Raw genomic sequence first — 16,429 nt, forward strand, 5'->3', positions numbered from 1 at the left:
ACTGAGCGCCGGTTTGCTTAGGGAATATCGACCATGCAATGGATTTTCATGCTGATTGGCCTGGTGCTCGGCTGGACGCTCGATGAGTCGTTCTACGATGCGGGCATCGGTGCGCTGTTGGGGTTAGGCATTGGCCAGGCGATTCGCCTGTCGAAGCTGGCGACCCAGGCGCAGCAGCAGGCTGCTCAGTTGGAAACCACGCAGAAGGCGCTGATCGCCCTGGGTGAGCGCTTGCGGCAACTGGAAGTGCCCACGCCGGCGAGCCATGTCAGCGTCGAGACGCCTGTCCCTGAGCCGGTACCTGTCGCCAAGGCGCCCGAACTGGTGTGGGAGCTACCGGCTGAATTGGCACCTGTCGCCATGGTCGCCGAACCGAGCCAACCCTTGCCGGATGACGTCTGGGCGCCTGCCCCGACGCCGCGCCCGCCTCAAGAACCAACCGCTCCCCGTGGCCCCAACCTGATCGAACGCGCCCTCCACGGCGCACGCAATTGGCTGTTTGGTGGCAACACCGTGCTGCGTGTCGGCGTCGTGCTGTTGTTCCTCGGCCTGGCCTTTCTGCTGCGCTACGCCACCGAAGGCATGGTGGTGCCGATCGAACTGCGTTATGCCGGCGTTGCTGCGGCGGCCCTTGGTCTGCTGGGCCTGGGCTGGTGGCTGAGACTGCGCAACAGCAACTACGGCTTGATGCTGCAAGGCACCGGGATCGCGGTGCTGTACCTGACGGTGTTTGCCGCGATGCGCCTGCACCCGTTGATCGACCCGAGCGCGGCGCTGGGCCTGCTGGTGGCGGTCACGGTGTTCTCGGCGATCCTGGCGATTACCCAGGATGCGTTGGGGCTGGCCTGTGCGGCAGCGCTCGGCGGCTTCGCGGCGCCGATCCTTACGTCGACCGGCGCCGGCAACCACGTGGCGCTGTTCAGTTATTTTGCCCTGCTCAACGCCGGTATCCTCGCCATCGCCTGGTTCAAGGCCTGGCGTTTGCTCAACCTGATTGGCTTTGTCGGCACCTTCGGCATCGGCTTTGCCTGGGGCATGCGTTCCTACACGCCGGAACTGCTGTGGAGTACCGAGCCGTTCCTGATCCTGTTTTTCCTGATGTACCTGGCCATCGGCCTGTTGTTCGCCCGGCGCAAATTGCGGGAGATGGGCGACGCGCCCGAAGGCCGTGATGCGTTGTTGCGCTGGTCGGCGGCCAAGGGCGATTACGTCGACGGCAGCATGCTGTTCGGCCCGCCGCTGGTGGGGTTTGGCTTGCAGTTCGCGCTGGTGCAGCACCTTGAGTTCGCCGCTGCGTTCAGCGCGCTGGGCCTGGGCATCCTCTACATGGGCCTGGCCCGCGTGCTCAGTGGCGGGCGCGCGTTGCTGCTGGCGGAAACCTGCCTGGCCCTGGGGGTGATCTTTGCCAGCCTGGCGATTCCCCTGGGCCTCGACGCGCGCTGGACCGCAGCCGCCTGGGCCGTGGAGGGCGCCGGGATCTTCTGGCTCGGCTTGCGCCAGCAGCGGCCGTTGGCGCGGGCATTTGGCCTGTTGCTGCAATTGGGCTCGGCGCTGGCGTTTCTCAGTGAGCTGCGCATCGGCGAACACACGCTGCTGGAGGGGGCGCCTTTGGGGGCGCTGTTGCTGGGCGCGGCGTTGCTGTTCAGCTTTGACCAACTGCGCAAGGCCGCGATGGAACAAGCGGCAGACTGGGAGCGCAAGGGCCTGCCGGTTCTGGCCAGCCTCGGCCTGACCTTTGTGTACCTGCTCGCGCCGCTGCTGTTGCTGACTCAAGGCACTGCCATCAGTTGGGCGCTCGCCGGTCTGGCAACACTGTTTATCGGTTTGCGGATTGGCTCGCGCACCTTCCTGTTCACGGCGTTTGCCGTGCAACTGCTGGGCGGTGCGTTGTTCCTGCTGCGCTTGCAGGGCGGCGACTCGGCAGCGGTATTCAACACCGGCTGGAACGGCCTGCTCACCGCGTCGTTGATCGGCCTGGCGTTGATCTGCGGCATGCTGCTGGCGGCGCGCGACGACATGGTGCGCAGCGATGTGCGGCTGTTGCGCGGGCTGTCCGTGGTGCTGCTGGCCGGGTTGGTGCTGATCAACCTCGCCGTGTTGTTTGTACTGCCCTGGGAAAGCGCCAGTGGTGTGTGGGCGGCCAGTGGGTTGTTGATCATCTGGTTGAGCCTGTACCTGCAACAGCGCGTCAGTTTTGTATTTGGGTTACTGCTGCAAGTGATCGGCGGCGCGTCGTTTCTGCTGGCGGTGCCGGAGCTGCTCGGGCCGCTGAGCAGCGAAGGTTTGCGTCCGCTGGGACACAGCGGTTTCTGGACGCCGATGGTGCTGGGCCTAGCCGCCTTGATCGGCGCCTGGCGCTTGCAACGTGAGCCCCATGCGCCGGTGTTTGCCGTCCTCAAGCTGCAACGCCTGTCTGACCTGCTGCTGGTGTGGGGCGCGGCGTGGTGGGCGTTGGCGCTGATCGCTGAAGTGCTGCGGTTTATTCCCGACGAGCTCCAGGGCTCGTTCCTGCTGGGCATCGCGGCGGTCAGCGTGGCGCTCTGGGCGCTGCTCGCGACGCGGCTGCGCTGGGCATCGCTGGGCGTGTTGTGCACCGTGTTGATGCCGGCGGCGGGCCTGGTGCTGCTGGTGTCCGCGCATCACTATTACCACCCGGCGGCGCAGTACGGCTGGCTGGCCTGGTTGGCGGTATTTGGCGTGCATTTCATCGCGCTGCGGCGTTTGGCGGCGCTGGTGCCGGCCACCGTCCTGAGCGTTGCTCACGTGTTGGGTGGCTGGATGTTGATCGGTGTATTGGCGCTGGAACTGCGCTACGGCCTGTTGTTGCTGTCGAGCGAATACAACGCGTGGCGCTGGCTGGGCTGGGCGATCCTGCCAAGCCTGTACCTGGTGCTGGCTGCCGCGCCGCGCAGTTGGCCGTGGCCGGTGTCGGCGTACCCACGGGAATATCGAGTGTTGGCGGCACTGCCCTTGGCGGTACTGATGCTGGGCTGGTTCTGGCTGGCGAATACCTTCAGTGACGGCACGGCCAAGCCGTTGCCCTATGTGCCGTTGCTCAACCCGCTGGACCTGGGTTTGCTGTTTGCGCTGCTGGGTGTGTACCTGTGGTCGCGCAGCGTGGCGCCGCAGCGAGGGCCGCGAGTTGAATTGATCGCCCAAGGCGTTGCTGGTATTTCGCTGTTCGCGTTCTTTACCGCATTGGTGATGCGCACCGCACACCACTGGGGCGGCGTGCCGTTCCATCTGGATGCGTTGCTGGAATCGATGTTGGTGCAAGCCGGCCTGTCGATTGTCTGGACCCTGATCGCCCTCGGCCTGATGATCGGCGGCCATCTGCGCCATCGCCGCGAAGTGTGGCTGATCGGCGCGGCGCTGATCGCGGTGGTGGTGGCCAAGCTGTTCTTTGTCGAGCTGAGCAACCGTGGCGGCCTGGCGCGGATCGTGTCGTTTATCGGCGTGGGCGGGTTGTTGCTGGTGGTGGGCTACTTTGCGCCGCTGCCGCCCAAGCGTGCCGAACCTGTGTTGGAAACTGAAGGAGCATCCTCTTGATCGGTAAGTTGAGCGTGGTCGTGCTGGGCATGTGTACGACGTTGTCGGGGTGGGCGCAGGAAACGCCGGCCGACTTCAGCAGCCAGGTGCCGCTGAGCGTCAGCGGCAGCGGCCCGTGGTACCGGCTTGAGTTGCCCTTGGCCGTGCAACTGAATGCCCGCCAGGCTGACCTCAGCGATGTGCGCGTGTTTAACGCCGCCGGCGAACCCCAGGCCTACGCGCTGTCGCGTCAAGCGTCGCAACGCACCGAAAGTCGTGATGTCAGCGACGTGAAGTGGTTCCCGCTGTACGCGGCCGACACCCAGACAACCTTGCCCGGTGTGGTGATGAAAACCACGGCCGAAGGCACTCTGGTGGAAATCAACCCGTCCACCGCGCCGAAGCCCGGCAAGCAGGTGCTGCGCGGCTGGGTGCTCGACGCCAGTAAGATCAAGGCGCCGTTGCAGCAACTGAGCCTGGACTGGAGCCGCGAGCAAGAGGGCTTCCAGCGTTTCAGCATTGAAGCCAGTGATGACTTGCAGCACTGGCAATCCTGGGGGGATGGGCAAGTCGCGCGATTGTCGTTTGCCGACGAGCGCGTCGAGCAGCACGACGTCAGTTTGCCGGGCCAATCCGCGCGTTACCTGCGCCTGGTGTGGAAGGGGCAAGCGGCGCCGTTGCTGACCTCGGCCAAGCTGGCCAGTGCAACCAGCAGCAGCCTGCCGATGCCGCTGGTATGGTCGCCGCCGCTTTCGGGCACGCGCCTCAAGGCCGGTGAGTACAGTTGGAAGTTGCCCACAGGGCTGGGTGTCGAGCGCTTGCGTATCGAGTTGAAGCAGCCCAATACGCTGGCGCCGGTGACCCTGGCGGGGCGACGCGATGGCAATCAAGCCTGGCAGCCGTTGAGTAATGGTCTACTGTATCGCCTGACCCAGAATGGCCAGGATGTGGTGCAGGACGAATTGCAGCTGCCCGGCCAGACGGTCGCCGAACTCAAGTTGCAGGTCGACGAGCGCGGCGGCGGCCTGGGGGTCGAAGCGCCGGCCCTGCACTTTGCGGTGCGCGCCACGCAGTTGGTGTTCCTGGCGCGGGGCGAGCCACCGTTCACGTTGGCGCTGGGGAATGCCTCGGTGAAGGCGGCGAACCTGCCGCTGTCGACGCTGATCCCCGATTACAGCGCCGAGCGCCTCAACACGTTGGGGCAGGCCAAGGTGGCCGGGGCTGTCACGGTCACTTCGCCGGTGGTCTCGGTGGCTGTCGACAGTGGGCCGAACTGGAAAAAGTTGGGGCTCTGGGCCGTGTTAATGCTCGGTGTGGCGGCGCTGGGAGGCATGGCCTACAGTTTGCTGCGCAAGCCACCGGCGGCACGTTAAATAAAGTCCATGAACTCTATTGGGTTTAAATCCTCTGATAGGAGGAAATACACCCCGACTCGCGTTAAACTGCGCGGGTTTTTAGCCCCCCCATTCATCGGAGCCTTCCATGTCCCGCGTTACCTTGAGTCGCTATTTGATTGAGCAGACCCGCAGCAACAACACGCCTGCCGATCTGCGCTTCCTTATCGAAGTGGTGGCGCGTGCTTGCAAGGAAATCAGCCACGCCGTGTCCAAAGGCGCACTGGGTGGTGTCCTGGGCAGCATGGGCACTGAAAACGTGCAGGGCGAAGTGCAGAAGAAGCTCGACGTGATCTCCAACGAAATCCTGCTCGAAGCCAACGAATGGGGCGGTCACCTGGCCGGCATGGCGTCCGAAGAAATGGACAATGCCTACCAGATCCCGGGCAAATACCCGAAAGGCGCCTACCTGCTGGTATTCGACCCACTGGACGGTTCGTCCAACATCGACATCAACGCCCCGGTTGGCACCATCTTCTCGGTACTGCGTTGCCCGAACGAATACCTGAGCCAAAACGAAGCCCTGAACGAAAAGGCCTTCCTGCAGCCAGGCACCGAGCAGGTCGCTGCCGGCTACGCGATCTACGGCCCACAGACCATGCTGGTGCTGACCTTGGGCGATGGCGTCAAAGGCTTCACCCTGGACCGTGAAATGGGCAGCTTCGTCCTCACCCACGAAGACATCACCATTCCGGCTTCCACCCAGGAATTCGCAATCAACATGTCCAACCAGCGCCACTGGGAAGAACCGGTCAAGCGCTATGTGAACGAGTTGATGGAAGGCGAAGAAGGCCCGTTGAAGAAGAACTTCAACATGCGCTGGGTCGCCGCGATGGTGGCCGACGTGCACCGTATCCTGACGCGTGGTGGCCTGTTCATGTACCCACGTGACAGCCGTGAGCCGTCCAAGCCGGGCAAACTGCGCCTGATGTACGAAGCCAACCCGATGTCCTTCCTGGTCGAGCAGGCGGGCGGTGCGTCCACCGACGGCCACCAGCGCATCCTCGACATCCAGCCCGACGGCCTGCACCAGCGTGTGGCGGTGTTCCTGGGTTCCAAGGAAGAAGTTGAGCGTGTGACCGCTTACCACAAGAAGTAAGCTGCGGCGATAAGTGAACGGCGTTGTTGTGAGCCGGTTCACCCTTAAAGAAGCCCCGAAACGTTTCAGCGTTTTCGGGGCTTTTTTGTTTTCGTTCGTCGGGAACCAGACACCTCTTTTCCCTTCTAAGCTTCTGGCAGATACCCAAGCTGCTTCGCCCCTCCAGGAGTTATTCCATGTCGTTACGCCGTCTCGCTTTGCTGGCTTTTTGCGTGCTGTTGGCCGCTTGCAGCAAGGTCAACCAAGAAAACTACGAAAAATTGTCGGCTGGCATGGCCAAGACAGAAGTGGAGTCGTTGCTGGGTAAGCCGACCGACTGCTCCGGCGCACTGGGCATGTCCAGCTGCACGTGGGGCGATAAAGACAGCTTTATCAGCGTTCAATATGCCGGTGACAAAGTTCTGATGTTTTCCGGGCAAGGCCTGAAGTAAACCGGGGCGAGAGCCTGCGGGAGAAGAAGAATGATGCGTTTTGTTTTGTTCCTTTGTGCCAGCCTGTTTTTGGCGGGCTGCGCCAGCCATTCTGGCGATGATCTGCAACCCAAGACAGCGAGCAACGTCAATCTCAAGCGTTACCAGGGCACCTGGTATGAGTTGGCTCGATTGCCGATGTACTTCCAGCGCAACTGCGCGCAGTCCGAAGCCCGCTACACACTGCTGCCGGATGGCGATATGTCGGTATTCAACCGCTGCCTCACCACCGAGTGGAAGTGGGAAGAAGCCAAGGGCACGGCCACGCCGCAGGTGCCCGGCAAGACCGACAAGCTCTGGGTGGAATTCAACAACTGGTTTACGTCACTGCTGCCAGGCGTGGCTAAGGGCGATTACTGGGTGTTGTACGTCAGCGATGACTACAAGACCGCCATCGTCGGCAGCCCGAGTCGGCGCTATATGTGGATCCTGTCGCGCACGCCGACGGTCAGTGCGGATACTCGCGAAGACCTGTTGAGCAGGGCACGACAGCAAGGGTATGACACCACGCGTTTGATCTGGCGTACGTCGGATAAGCAGATGGCGAAGACTTCGCAGTAACCCAGGATCACCCGTGATCAAAATGTGGGAGGGGGCTTGCTCCCGATAGAGTGTGTCAGTCAGCACATCTGATACTGATACATCGCTATCGGGGGCAAGCCCCCTCCCACATTTTTTAACCGAGTAAATCTCTCAACACGTGTGTAAACGCCCGGCGACTCTCTTCCTCGCCGGCATGCCGCCCATCGCGCACTGCCCATTTCCCGTTGACCAGCACATCGCGCACCTGGCGATCACCGCCGGCAAACAGCCAGCGATTGAGAATGCCGTCTTCTGTCGCTGTCGCCAGGTACGGGTCGTTACCGTCCAGCACGATCCAATCCGCACGCTTGCCCACTTCCAGCCGACCTATCGGCTGCCCCAGCGCCTGTGCACCACCGTCCAGCGCCGCGTCGAACAACGTACGGCCGACCATCGGCTGGTCGCCGCGATACAAGCGGTTGCGCCGTTGATCGCGCAGGCGTTGGCCGTATTCCAGCCAGCGAAGTTCTTCCACCACGCTCAGTGACACATGGCTATCGGAACCGATGCCCATGCGCCCGCCCTGGGCGAGGAAATCCACGGCCGGGAAAATCCCGTCGCCCAGGTTGGCTTCGGTGGTCAGGCACAAGCCGGCAATCGCCCGGCTCTTGGCCATGCGCGTCACTTCTTCCGGGTTGGCGTGGGTCGCGTGTACCAGGCACCAGCGCTCATCAACCTCAATGTTGTCGTACAGCCATTGCAGCGGGCGTTTGCCGCTCCAGGCCAGGCAGTCGTCGACTTCTTTTTGCTGTTCAGCGATATGGATATGCACCGGGCACGTCTTGTCGCTGGCGGCCAATACCTCATTGATCTGCTGCGGCGTAACCGCACGCAGCGAGTGGAAGCACAGCCCCAGTTGCTGCGCCGGTTGCGCCGCCAGAATCGGTTTGAGGCGCGCTTGCAGGTCCAGGTAATGTTCGGTGCTGTTGATAAACCGTCGCTGTCCCTCATTGGGTGCCTGGCCGCCAAACCCGGAGTGGGTATAGAGCACCGGCACCAACGTCAGGCCGATGCCGCTGCTCGCTGCGGCCTGGCTGATCTGCCGCGACAGTTCCGTACGGTCGGCATACGGCTGGCCGCTGACGTCGTGATGCACGTAGTGGAATTCAGCCACTGAGGTGTAGCCGGCCTTGAGCATCTCGATATACAACTGGCGGGCGATCACCTGCAGTTGCTCCGGGCTGATCTTGCCGACCATGCGGTACATCAGCTCGCGCCAGGTCCAGAAACTGTCATTCGGATTGCCGGCCACTTCGGCCAACCCCGCCATGGCGCGCTGAAAGGCGTGCGAGTGCAGATTCGGCATGCCCGCCAACACCGGGCCCCTGAGCCGTTCGGCACCGTCTGCGCTGGCGTTGGCCTCAACCTGTGTCAGCAGGCCATCGGCGCTGACTTCAAGACGTACATCGTTGGCCCATCCATTAGGCAGCAGCGCGCGTTCGGCAAAGAAAGCGGACATGATTAGAGCACTCCGGTCGTGTGTTTATTTGTATATACATATACAGACGTTTGCCTGCTCGGTAAACTCCGGCAATCTATGCATCTTTTCCCCCTGCAAGGATTCCCTGTGCCGACTCCGCCCGCCAAGTCTTCACTGGCTGCCCACATGGACGAAAGTCCGGCGCCCTTGTATGCCCGTGTCAAACAGATGATCAGCCAGCAGATCCTCAACGGCAACTGGCCGCCCCATTACCGCGTACCGTCGGAAAGCGAGCTGGTCAGCCAGTTGGGCTTCAGCCGCATGACCATCAACCGCGCCCTGCGTGAGCTCACCGCCGAAGGTTTGCTGGTGCGCATGCAAGGCGTCGGCACGTTCGTCGCCGAGCCCAAGAGCCAGTCGGCGCTGTTTGAAGTGCACAACATTGCCGATGAGATCGCCTCCCGCGGTCATCGGCATACCTGCCAGGTCATCCACCTGGGTGAAGAGGCCGCCGGTTCCGAACGCGCCGTCGCCCTGGAAATGCGTGAAGGCGGGCGGGTGTTCCACTCGTTGATCGTGCATTACGAAAACGATATTGCCGTGCAAATCGAGGACCGTTTCGTCAACGCCCTGGTCGCGCCGGAATACCTGCAACAGGACTTCACCCTGCAAACCCCCTATGCCTATCTCAACCAAGTGGCGCCGCTGACCGAAGGCGAGCACGTGGTCGAAGCGATTCTCGCCGACGCCGCCGAGTGCAAGTTGCTGCAGATCGAGCCGAGCGAGCCGTGCCTGTTGATTCGTCGACGCACCTGGTCCGGCCGTCAGCCGGTGACTGCCGCGCGGTTGATCCACCCCGGTTCCCGCCACAGCCTGGAAGGACGGTTCAGTAAATGAGTGCAGTGAAAGTCTGGCGCGCCGCCGATTACGTACGCATGCCGTGGAAAAACGGCGGCGGCAGTACCGAAGAAATCACCCGTGATGCCGGCGAGGGCCTGGAAGGCTTCGGCTGGCGCCTGTCGATTGCCGATATCGGCGAGTCAGGCGGATTTTCCACCTTCGCCGGCTACCAGCGTGTGATCACGGTGATCAAAGGCGCCGGCATGGTGTTGACCGTGGATGGCGAGGAACAGCGCGGCCTGTTACCGCTGCAACCGTTCGCCTTCAAGGGTGACAGCCAGGTGTCATGCCGCCTGATTACCGGGCCGATCCGCGACTTCAACCTGATCTATTCGCCCCAGCGTTACCACGCGCGGTTGCAGTGGGTGGATGGTGTGCAGCGGTTTTTCAGCACGGCACAGACGGTGCTGGTGTTCAGCGTGGCGGATGAAGTGAAGGTGCTGGAGCAGGTGTTGGGTCAGCATGATTGCCTGCAGGTGGACGGGAACAACGGTCTGCTGGATATTTCCGTCACGGGGCGCTGCTGCATCATCGAACTGACCCCGCGGGGTTAAAAATGTGGGAGGGGGCTTGCCCCCGATAGCGGTGGATCAGTCGGTATATCCTGGGCTGACACACCGAAATCGGGAGCAAGCCCTCTCCCACATTTGTTTTTGTGTCGCTTATAGAATCTGTTTCCAACCCCCGCACCAATTTGTTACCGAATGCCCCAGCGTGGCGCAAAACCGCGCTGTCGTGACAAACCTCCCTCGCTATAAAACGCCTTCATAAGAAATTTCATCATCCCTCGAAGCCTTAATTTCCAAGGCTCGCACGCGCTTTCCAAAAAAATCCCAACACCTCGCTGAGAAAGTTGGCCGCTTGATTGCATATGCTTGTATGTACAAGTAAAGATGTGTGCGTAAGACTCTCCTTCGCACCATCCATGTTCGCGCATCGATCGCCGAGGAGTTCTTGTTGTGACCAAGCCTACAAAATACCGTGACGTCGAAATCCGCGCCGCCCGCGGTAACAAGCTCACCGCCAAAAGCTGGCTGACTGAAGCGCCGCTGCGCATGCTGATGAACAACCTCGACCCGCAAGTGGCCGAGAACCCCAAAGAACTGGTGGTGTACGGTGGTATTGGCCGTGCAGCGCGCAACTGGGAGTGCTACGACCAGATCGTCGAGAGCCTCACCAACCTGAATGACGACGAAACCCTGCTGGTGCAATCCGGCAAGCCGGTCGGCGTGTTCAAGACCCACAGCAACGCCCCGCGCGTGCTGATCGCCAACTCCAACCTGGTGCCGCACTGGGCCAGCTGGGAACACTTCAACGAACTGGATGCCAAGGGCCTGGCCATGTACGGCCAGATGACCGCCGGCAGCTGGATCTACATCGGTAGCCAGGGCATCGTCCAGGGCACCTACGAAACCTTCGTCGAAGCCGGTCGCCAGCATTACGACAGCAACTTGAAGGGCCGTTGGGTCCTCACCGCCGGCCTCGGCGGCATGGGCGGTGCCCAGCCTTTGGCCGCGACACTGGCCGGCGCATGCTCGCTGAACATTGAATGCCAGCAGGTCAGCATCGATTTCCGCCTCAACAGCCGCTATGTCGACGAACAAGCCACCGACCTCGACGACGCCCTGGCCCGCATCGCCAAGTACACAAAGGAAGGCAAGGCCATCTCCATTGCGCTGCTGGGTAACGCCGCTGAAATCCTGCCGGAACTGGTCAAGCGTGGCGTGCGCCCGGACATGGTCACCGACCAGACCAGCGCTCACGACCCGCTCAACGGTTACCTGCCGGCCGGCTGGACCTGGGACGAATACCGCGCCCGCGCCAAGACCGAACCGGCTGCCGTGATCAAGGCCGCCAAGCAGTCGATGGCCGTGCACGTCAAAGCCATGCTGGAATTCCAGAAGCAAGGTATTCCGACCTTCGACTACGGCAACAACATCCGCCAGATGGCGCAGGAAGAAGGCGTGGAAAACGCCTTCGACTTCCCAGGCTTTGTACCGGCGTACATCCGCCCGCTGTTCTGCCGTGGCATCGGCCCGTTCCGTTGGGCTGCGCTGTCGGGCGACCCGCAGGACATCTACAAGACCGACGCCAAAGTCAAAGAGCTGATCCCCGACGACGCCCACCTGCACAACTGGCTGGACATGGCGCGCGAACGCATCAGCTTCCAGGGCCTGCCGGCGCGTATCTGCTGGGTTGGCCTGGGCCAGCGCGCCAAGCTCGGCCTGGCGTTCAACGAGATGGTGCGCAGCGGCGAGCTGTCGGCACCGGTGGTGATCGGCCGTGACCACCTCGACTCCGGCTCGGTTGCCAGCCCCAACCGCGAAACCGAATCCATGCAGGACGGTTCCGACGCCGTGTCCGACTGGCCACTGCTCAACGCCTTGCTCAACACCGCCAGCGGCGCGACCTGGGTTTCGCTGCACCACGGCGGCGGCGTCGGCATGGGCTTCTCCCAGCACTCCGGCATGGTGATCGTCTGTGATGGCACCGACGAAGCGGCCGAGCGCATTGCCCGCGTGCTGCACAACGACCCGGCCACGGGTGTGATGCGCCATGCGGACGCGGGTTACCAGATCGCGATCGATTGTGCCAAGGAGCAGGGTCTCAATCTTCCGATGATCAAGTAACCCATGTGGGAGGGGGCTTGCTCCCGATGGCGGTGTATCAGCCAATAGGTCTGGTGACTGACCCACTGCTATCGGGAGCAAGCCCCCTCCCACAGTTGAGTGGCGGCGACCCCCAAACACAATCCATCAGAGGTTGAACACCGATGGCTGCAAATGACGCGCGTGCAAGCACCACCCCGTTGATCGAGAAACGTTCGATCGACTACATCCCGGAAGCGGAAAGACACGGTCGTCTATTGAGCCAGTTCACCCTGTGGCTGGGTGCCAACCTGCAGATCACCGCGATCGTCACCGGGGCCTTGGCCGTGGTGCTGGGCGGTGATGTGTTCTGGTCGTTGATCGGTCTGTTGATCGGTCAACTGCTGGGCGGCGGCGTGATGGCGTTGCATGCTGCGCAAGGACCCAAGCTGGGCCTGCCGCAGATGATCTCCAGCCGGGTGCAGTTCGGGGTTTATGGCGCGGCCATCCCGATTGTGCTGGTGTGCTTGATGTACCTGGGTTTCACCGCAACGGGCACGGTGCTTTCCGGCCAGGCGCTGGGCCAGTTGTTTGGCGTCAGCGACAGCGTCGGGATCTTGATCTTCGCCAGTGTCATCGTGCTGGTCACGGTGCTTGGCTACCGGGTGATCCACTTTATCGGTCGGGTTGCCAGCGTCATTGGCGTGATTGCCTTTGTCTACCTGTTCAGCCGTCTGATGAGCCAGGCCGACGTTGGCGCACTCCTGCAAATCCGCCACTTCAGTTGGAGCAGCTTTCTGCTGGCGGTGTCGCTCGCGGCCTCCTGGCAAATCGCCTTCGGCCCTTACGTGGCGGACTATTCACGCTACCTGCCGAGCCAGACGTCCTCGCTGAAAACCTTTTTTGCCGCAGGCGCAGGTTCGGTGGTTGGCGCACAGGTGGCGATGATCCTCGGCGTGTTTGCCGCGGCCATGTCCAACGGGCAATTTGCCGGTCACGAAGTGGCCTACATCGTGGGCCTGGGCGGGACTGGGGCGACTGCCGCACTGCTGTATTTCAGCATCGCGTTCGGCAAGGTCACCATCTCCACGCTGAACTCCTACGGCAGCTTCATGTGCATTGCCACCATCATCAGCGGCTTTCGGGGTCGCCTGGAGGTCACGCGCGTGCAGCGTCTGGTGTTCGTGCTGGCCATCGTCGGTACGGCGACCCTGATCGCCTTGCTCGGGCAGCACTCGTTCCTGGGGGCGTTCAAGTCTTTCATCTTGTTCCTGCTGGCGTTTTTTACGCCATGGAGCGCGATCAACCTGGTCGATTACTACTGCATCACCCGCGATCGCTACGACGTACCTGCGCTGGCTGATCCGAACGGGCGCTATGGCCGTTGGAACCTGCTCGGTATCAGCGTGTATGTCGTTGGCGTGCTGGTGCAATTGCCGTTCATCTCCACCAAGTTCTACACCGGCCCGCTGGTGGCGGCCCTGGGCGATGTGGATATTTCCTGGATCATCGGCCTGGTGCTTCCCGCCGCGCTGTACTACTGGGCTGCGAAAAAGTGGCCCGCCGCACACCCTGAACACCTGATCCTGCCGAAAGAGCAGGGCGCTGTACCAACGACGACAAACGGGCTGGTTACACAGGCCTGAGGGGACGTGGACAGGGCTGGATGCCTACTGACTGCCGTAATCCATTTCATGATTGGGAGCGTCACAACAATGAAAATGCATAAGACCCTGTTGGCCACCGTATTCTCTGCGGGCTTGCTGGCCACTGCCGGTGCCCAGGCGGCCGGTTGGTGTGAATCCGGCAAACCGGTGAAATTCGCCGGCCTGAACTGGGAAAGCGGCATGTTGCTCACCGACATCCTGCAAACCGTGCTGGAAAAAGGCTACGACTGCAAAACCGACAGTCTGCCAGGCAACTCCATCACCATGGAAAACGCCCTGAGCAGCAACGACATCCAAGTGTTTGCCGAAGAATGGGTCGGCCGCAGCGAAGTCTGGAACAAGGCCGAGAAGGCCGGCAAAGTCGTCGGTGTCGGTGCCCCTGTAGTGGGCGCTATCGAAGGCTGGTACGTACCGCGCTACGTGATCGAAGGCGACGCCAAGCGCAAGCTTGAACCCAAGGCGCCGGGCCTGAAAAACATCGCCGACCTGTCCAAGTACGCCTCGGTGTTCAAGGACCAGGAAGAACCGTCCAAGGGCCGTTTCTACAACTGCCCGGCCGGCTGGACCTGCGAGCTGGACAACAGCGAAATGCTCAAGAGCTACGGCCTGGAAAGCACCTACACCAACTTCCGCCCAGGCACCGGCCCGGCGCTGGATGCGGCAGTGCTGTCGAGCTACAAGCGCGGCGAGCCGATCCTGTTCTACTACTGGTCGCCAACCCCGCTGATGGGCCAGGTCGACCTGGTCAAGCTGGAAGAAAAACCTGGTGTGGATAAGACCGTGAGCATCAAGGTCGGCCTGTCCAAGACCTTCCACGAACAAGCCCCGGAATTGGTGGCCGTGCTGGAAAAAGCCAACCTGCCTATCGACCTGCTGAACCAGAACCTGGGTCGCATGGCCAAGGAGCGGATTGAGTCGCCGAAACTGGCGAAAATTTTCCTCAAGGAACATCCTGAAGTCTGGCACGCCTGGGTGAGCGACGAGGCAGCCAAGAAAATCGACGCGGCCTTGTAGGTCAAGTGTGCACGGCTACCCTCATGGGTAGCCGGGCGCCTGGCCACAACCCACTGGATCGAGAGCACGCTATGTTTCCTGAGAGTTTTACGTTTTCCATCGCCGACTGGGTCAATGGTTGGGTGGATTCACTGGTCACCAACTACGGCGATGTGTTCCGGCAAATCTCCGACACCCTGCTGTGGGCCATCGTCAACCTGGAAGGGTTGCTGCGTGCCGCCCCTTGGTGGCTGATGCTGGCCATCGTCGGCGCAATTGCCTGGCATGCCACCCGCAAGGTGCTGACTACGGCGGTGATCGTCGGTTTGCTGTTCCTGGTCGGCGCGGTCGGCCTGTGGGACAAGCTGATGCAGACCCTCGCGCTGATGATGGTCGCCACGGTGATCTCGGTGCTGATCGGCATCCCGTTGGGCATCCTGTCGGCGCGCAGCAATCGCCTGCGCTCGGTGCTGATGCCGTTGCTCGACATCATGCAGACCATGCCCAGCTTTGTGTACCTGATCCCGGTACTGATGCTGTTCGGCCTGGGTAAGGTGCCGGCGATTTTCGCCACGGTGATCTACGCCGCGCCGCCGCTGATTCGCCTCACCGACCTGGGCATTCGCCAAGTCGACGGCGAAGTCATGGAAGCCATCAACGCCTTCGGCGCCAACCGCTGGCAACAGCTGTTTGGCGTGCAATTGCCGCTGGCGCTGCCGAGCATCATGGCCGGTATCAACCAGACCACCATGATGGCGTTGTCGATGGTGGTGATCGCCTCGATGATCGGCGCCCGTGGCTTGGGTGAGGACGTATTGGTCGGCATCCAGACCCTCAACGTCGGCCGTGGCCTCGAAGCCGGGCTGGCGATCGTGATTCTCGCAGTGGTCATCGACCGCATTACCCAGGCCTATGGTCGTCCACGGCATGAGGCGAGCAAATGACTACTGTCAGCAAAATCGAAGTTAAAAACGTCTTCAAGATCTTCGGCGCCCGCTCCAAGGAGGCGCTGGCGATGGTCGGCCAGGGCAAGACCAAGGACCAGGTGCTGGCCGAGACCGGCTGCGTGGTCGGCGTGAACGATTTGTCCCTGAGCATCGGCACCGGTGAGATCTTCGTGATCATGGGCCTGTCAGGCTCGGGCAAATCCACGCTGGTGCGCCACTTCAACCGCCTGATCGACCCCACCAGCGGCGCGATCCTCGTGGACGGCGAAGACATCCTGCAGCTGGACATGGACGGCCTGCGTCAATTCCGTCGCCACAAGATCAGCATGGTGTTCCAGAGCTTCGGCCTGTTGCCCCACAAGAGCGTGCTCGACAACGTCGCCTACGGTCTCAAGGTGCGTGGCGAAACCAAGCAGGTCTGTGCCGAGCGCGCGCTGCACTGGATCGAAACCGTGGGCCTCAAGGGCTACGAAAACAAATACCCGCACCAGCTCTCCGGCGGCATGCGCCAGCGTGTCGGCCTGGCCCGCGCGCTGGCCGCTGACACCGACATCATCCTGATGGACGAAGCCTTCAGCGCCCTCGACCCGCTGATCCGTGCCGAGATGCAAGACCAGTTGCTCGAGCTGCAAAAGACCCTGCACAAGACCATCGTGTTCATCACCCACGACCTCGACGAGGCCGTGCGTATCGGCAACCGCATTGCGATCCTCAAGGACGGCAGGCTGATCCAGGTCGGCACGCCGCGGGAGATCCTGCACTCGCCAGCGGATGAGTATGTGGATCGGTTTGTTCAGCGGCGCGCGGCGGTGGTCTGACCCAGGTTCTGTGGTGAGGCTCA

General features: G+C 62.0%; 13 protein-coding genes. 12 read left to right on the forward strand and 1 reads right to left on the reverse strand.

Annotated elements, in window-relative coordinates:
- The first annotated feature begins 33 nt into the window (after positions 1–33).
- From FIV39_RS04995 to FIV39_RS05015, 5 genes are all read left to right on the forward strand, one after another.
- Positions 34–3,549 (forward strand): DUF2339 domain-containing protein, encoded by a 3,516-nt coding sequence (locus FIV39_RS04995; protein ID WP_090401019.1) that lies wholly within the window; start codon positions 34–36, stop codon positions 3,547–3,549.
- Positions 3,549–4,901 carry a DUF3999 domain-containing protein gene (locus FIV39_RS05000; RefSeq protein WP_090409812.1) on the forward strand — a complete coding sequence of 451 codons (1,353 nt, stop codon included), beginning with the start codon at positions 3,549–3,551 and terminating at the stop codon, positions 4,899–4,901. Before FIV39_RS04995 ends, FIV39_RS05000 begins: the two co-directional genes overlap by 1 nt.
- A gap of 109 nt (positions 4,902–5,010) precedes the next feature.
- Positions 5,011–6,021 (forward strand): class 1 fructose-bisphosphatase, encoded by a 1,011-nt coding sequence (locus tag FIV39_RS05005; protein WP_027605062.1) that lies wholly within the window; start codon positions 5,011–5,013, stop codon positions 6,019–6,021.
- Positions 6,022–6,197: 176 nt separating this feature from the next.
- Complete coding sequence (locus FIV39_RS05010; protein WP_090401018.1) at positions 6,198–6,452, forward strand: hypothetical protein; 255 nt, start codon at positions 6,198–6,200, stop codon at positions 6,450–6,452.
- 30 nt (positions 6,453–6,482) lie between these two features.
- Positions 6,483–7,052: a lipocalin family protein gene (locus FIV39_RS05015; protein WP_027605060.1), complete on the forward strand. Its 570-nt coding sequence runs from the start codon at positions 6,483–6,485 to the stop codon at positions 7,050–7,052.
- Between the two features lie 115 nt (positions 7,053–7,167).
- On the opposite strand, the gene FIV39_RS05020 is transcribed toward FIV39_RS05015, so the two are convergent.
- A complete protein-coding gene (locus FIV39_RS05020) occupies positions 7,168–8,532 on the reverse strand; it encodes a formimidoylglutamate deiminase (RefSeq protein ID WP_090401017.1) in 1,365 nt (454 codons plus the stop codon).
- A gap of 147 nt (positions 8,533–8,679) precedes the next feature.
- On the opposite strand from FIV39_RS05020, the gene hutC reads away from it, so the two are divergent.
- The 7 genes from hutC to FIV39_RS05055 all read left to right on the forward strand — a co-directional run bounded on the left by hutC (position 8,680) and on the right by FIV39_RS05055 (position 16,406).
- On the forward strand, positions 8,680–9,390 hold the full coding sequence (hutC, locus tag FIV39_RS05025; protein WP_244176459.1) for a histidine utilization repressor: 711 nt from the start codon (positions 8,680–8,682) through the stop codon (positions 9,388–9,390).
- Positions 9,387–9,947, forward strand: coding sequence for a HutD/Ves family protein (locus FIV39_RS05030; RefSeq protein WP_090401015.1), 561 nt, complete (start codon positions 9,387–9,389; stop codon positions 9,945–9,947). The genes hutC and FIV39_RS05030 overlap by 4 nt, the downstream gene beginning before the upstream one ends.
- Before the next feature lie 405 nt (positions 9,948–10,352).
- Positions 10,353–12,023 (forward strand): urocanate hydratase, encoded by a 1,671-nt coding sequence (gene hutU, locus FIV39_RS05035; protein WP_053140434.1) that lies wholly within the window; start codon positions 10,353–10,355, stop codon positions 12,021–12,023.
- Positions 12,024–12,166: 143 nt separating this feature from the next.
- Positions 12,167–13,627, forward strand: a complete 1,461-nt coding sequence (locus tag FIV39_RS05040; RefSeq protein WP_090401014.1) for a purine-cytosine permease family protein — start codon at positions 12,167–12,169, stop codon at positions 13,625–13,627.
- 69 nt (positions 13,628–13,696) lie between these two features.
- Positions 13,697–14,662, forward strand: a complete 966-nt coding sequence (locus tag FIV39_RS05045; protein WP_090401013.1) for an ABC transporter substrate-binding protein — start codon at positions 13,697–13,699, stop codon at positions 14,660–14,662.
- A 71-nt stretch (positions 14,663–14,733) separates the two neighbouring features.
- A complete protein-coding gene (locus FIV39_RS05050) occupies positions 14,734–15,585 on the forward strand; it encodes an ABC transporter permease (protein ID WP_090401012.1) in 852 nt (283 codons plus the stop codon).
- The gene (locus FIV39_RS05055; protein ID WP_090401011.1) at positions 15,582–16,406 is read left to right on the forward strand and encodes a quaternary amine ABC transporter ATP-binding protein; all 825 of its coding nucleotides are present in this window, start codon (positions 15,582–15,584) and stop codon (positions 16,404–16,406) included. The genes FIV39_RS05050 and FIV39_RS05055 overlap by 4 nt, the downstream gene beginning before the upstream one ends.
- The last annotated feature ends 23 nt before the right edge of the window (positions 16,407–16,429 follow it).

The organism is Pseudomonas grimontii, assembly GCF_007858185.1.
In the GTDB taxonomy this organism is placed as follows: domain Bacteria; phylum Pseudomonadota; class Gammaproteobacteria; order Pseudomonadales; family Pseudomonadaceae; genus Aquipseudomonas; species Aquipseudomonas grimontii.

Coding starts and splice junctions, on each gene's coding strand:
- FIV39_RS05005 (WP_027605062.1), top strand. CDS start 5,011: ATGTCCCGCGTTACCTTGAGTCGCTATTTGATTGAGCAGACCCGCAGC.
- FIV39_RS05040 (WP_090401014.1), top strand. CDS start 12,167: ATGGCTGCAAATGACGCGCGTGCAAGCACCACCCCGTTGATCGAGAAA.
- hutC (WP_244176459.1), top strand. CDS start 8,680: ATGGACGAAAGTCCGGCGCCCTTGTATGCCCGTGTCAAACAGATGATC.
- FIV39_RS05055 (WP_090401011.1), top strand. CDS start 15,582: ATGACTACTGTCAGCAAAATCGAAGTTAAAAACGTCTTCAAGATCTTC.
- FIV39_RS05045 (WP_090401013.1), top strand. CDS start 13,697: ATGAAAATGCATAAGACCCTGTTGGCCACCGTATTCTCTGCGGGCTTG.
- FIV39_RS04995 (WP_090401019.1), top strand. CDS start 34: ATGCAATGGATTTTCATGCTGATTGGCCTGGTGCTCGGCTGGACGCTC.
- FIV39_RS05020 (WP_090401017.1), bottom strand. CDS start 8,532: ATGTCCGCTTTCTTTGCCGAACGCGCGCTGCTGCCTAATGGATGGGCC.
- FIV39_RS05010 (WP_090401018.1), top strand. CDS start 6,198: ATGTCGTTACGCCGTCTCGCTTTGCTGGCTTTTTGCGTGCTGTTGGCC.
- FIV39_RS05030 (WP_090401015.1), top strand. CDS start 9,387: ATGAGTGCAGTGAAAGTCTGGCGCGCCGCCGATTACGTACGCATGCCG.
- FIV39_RS05050 (WP_090401012.1), top strand. CDS start 14,734: ATGTTTCCTGAGAGTTTTACGTTTTCCATCGCCGACTGGGTCAATGGT.
- FIV39_RS05015 (WP_027605060.1), top strand. CDS start 6,483: ATGATGCGTTTTGTTTTGTTCCTTTGTGCCAGCCTGTTTTTGGCGGGC.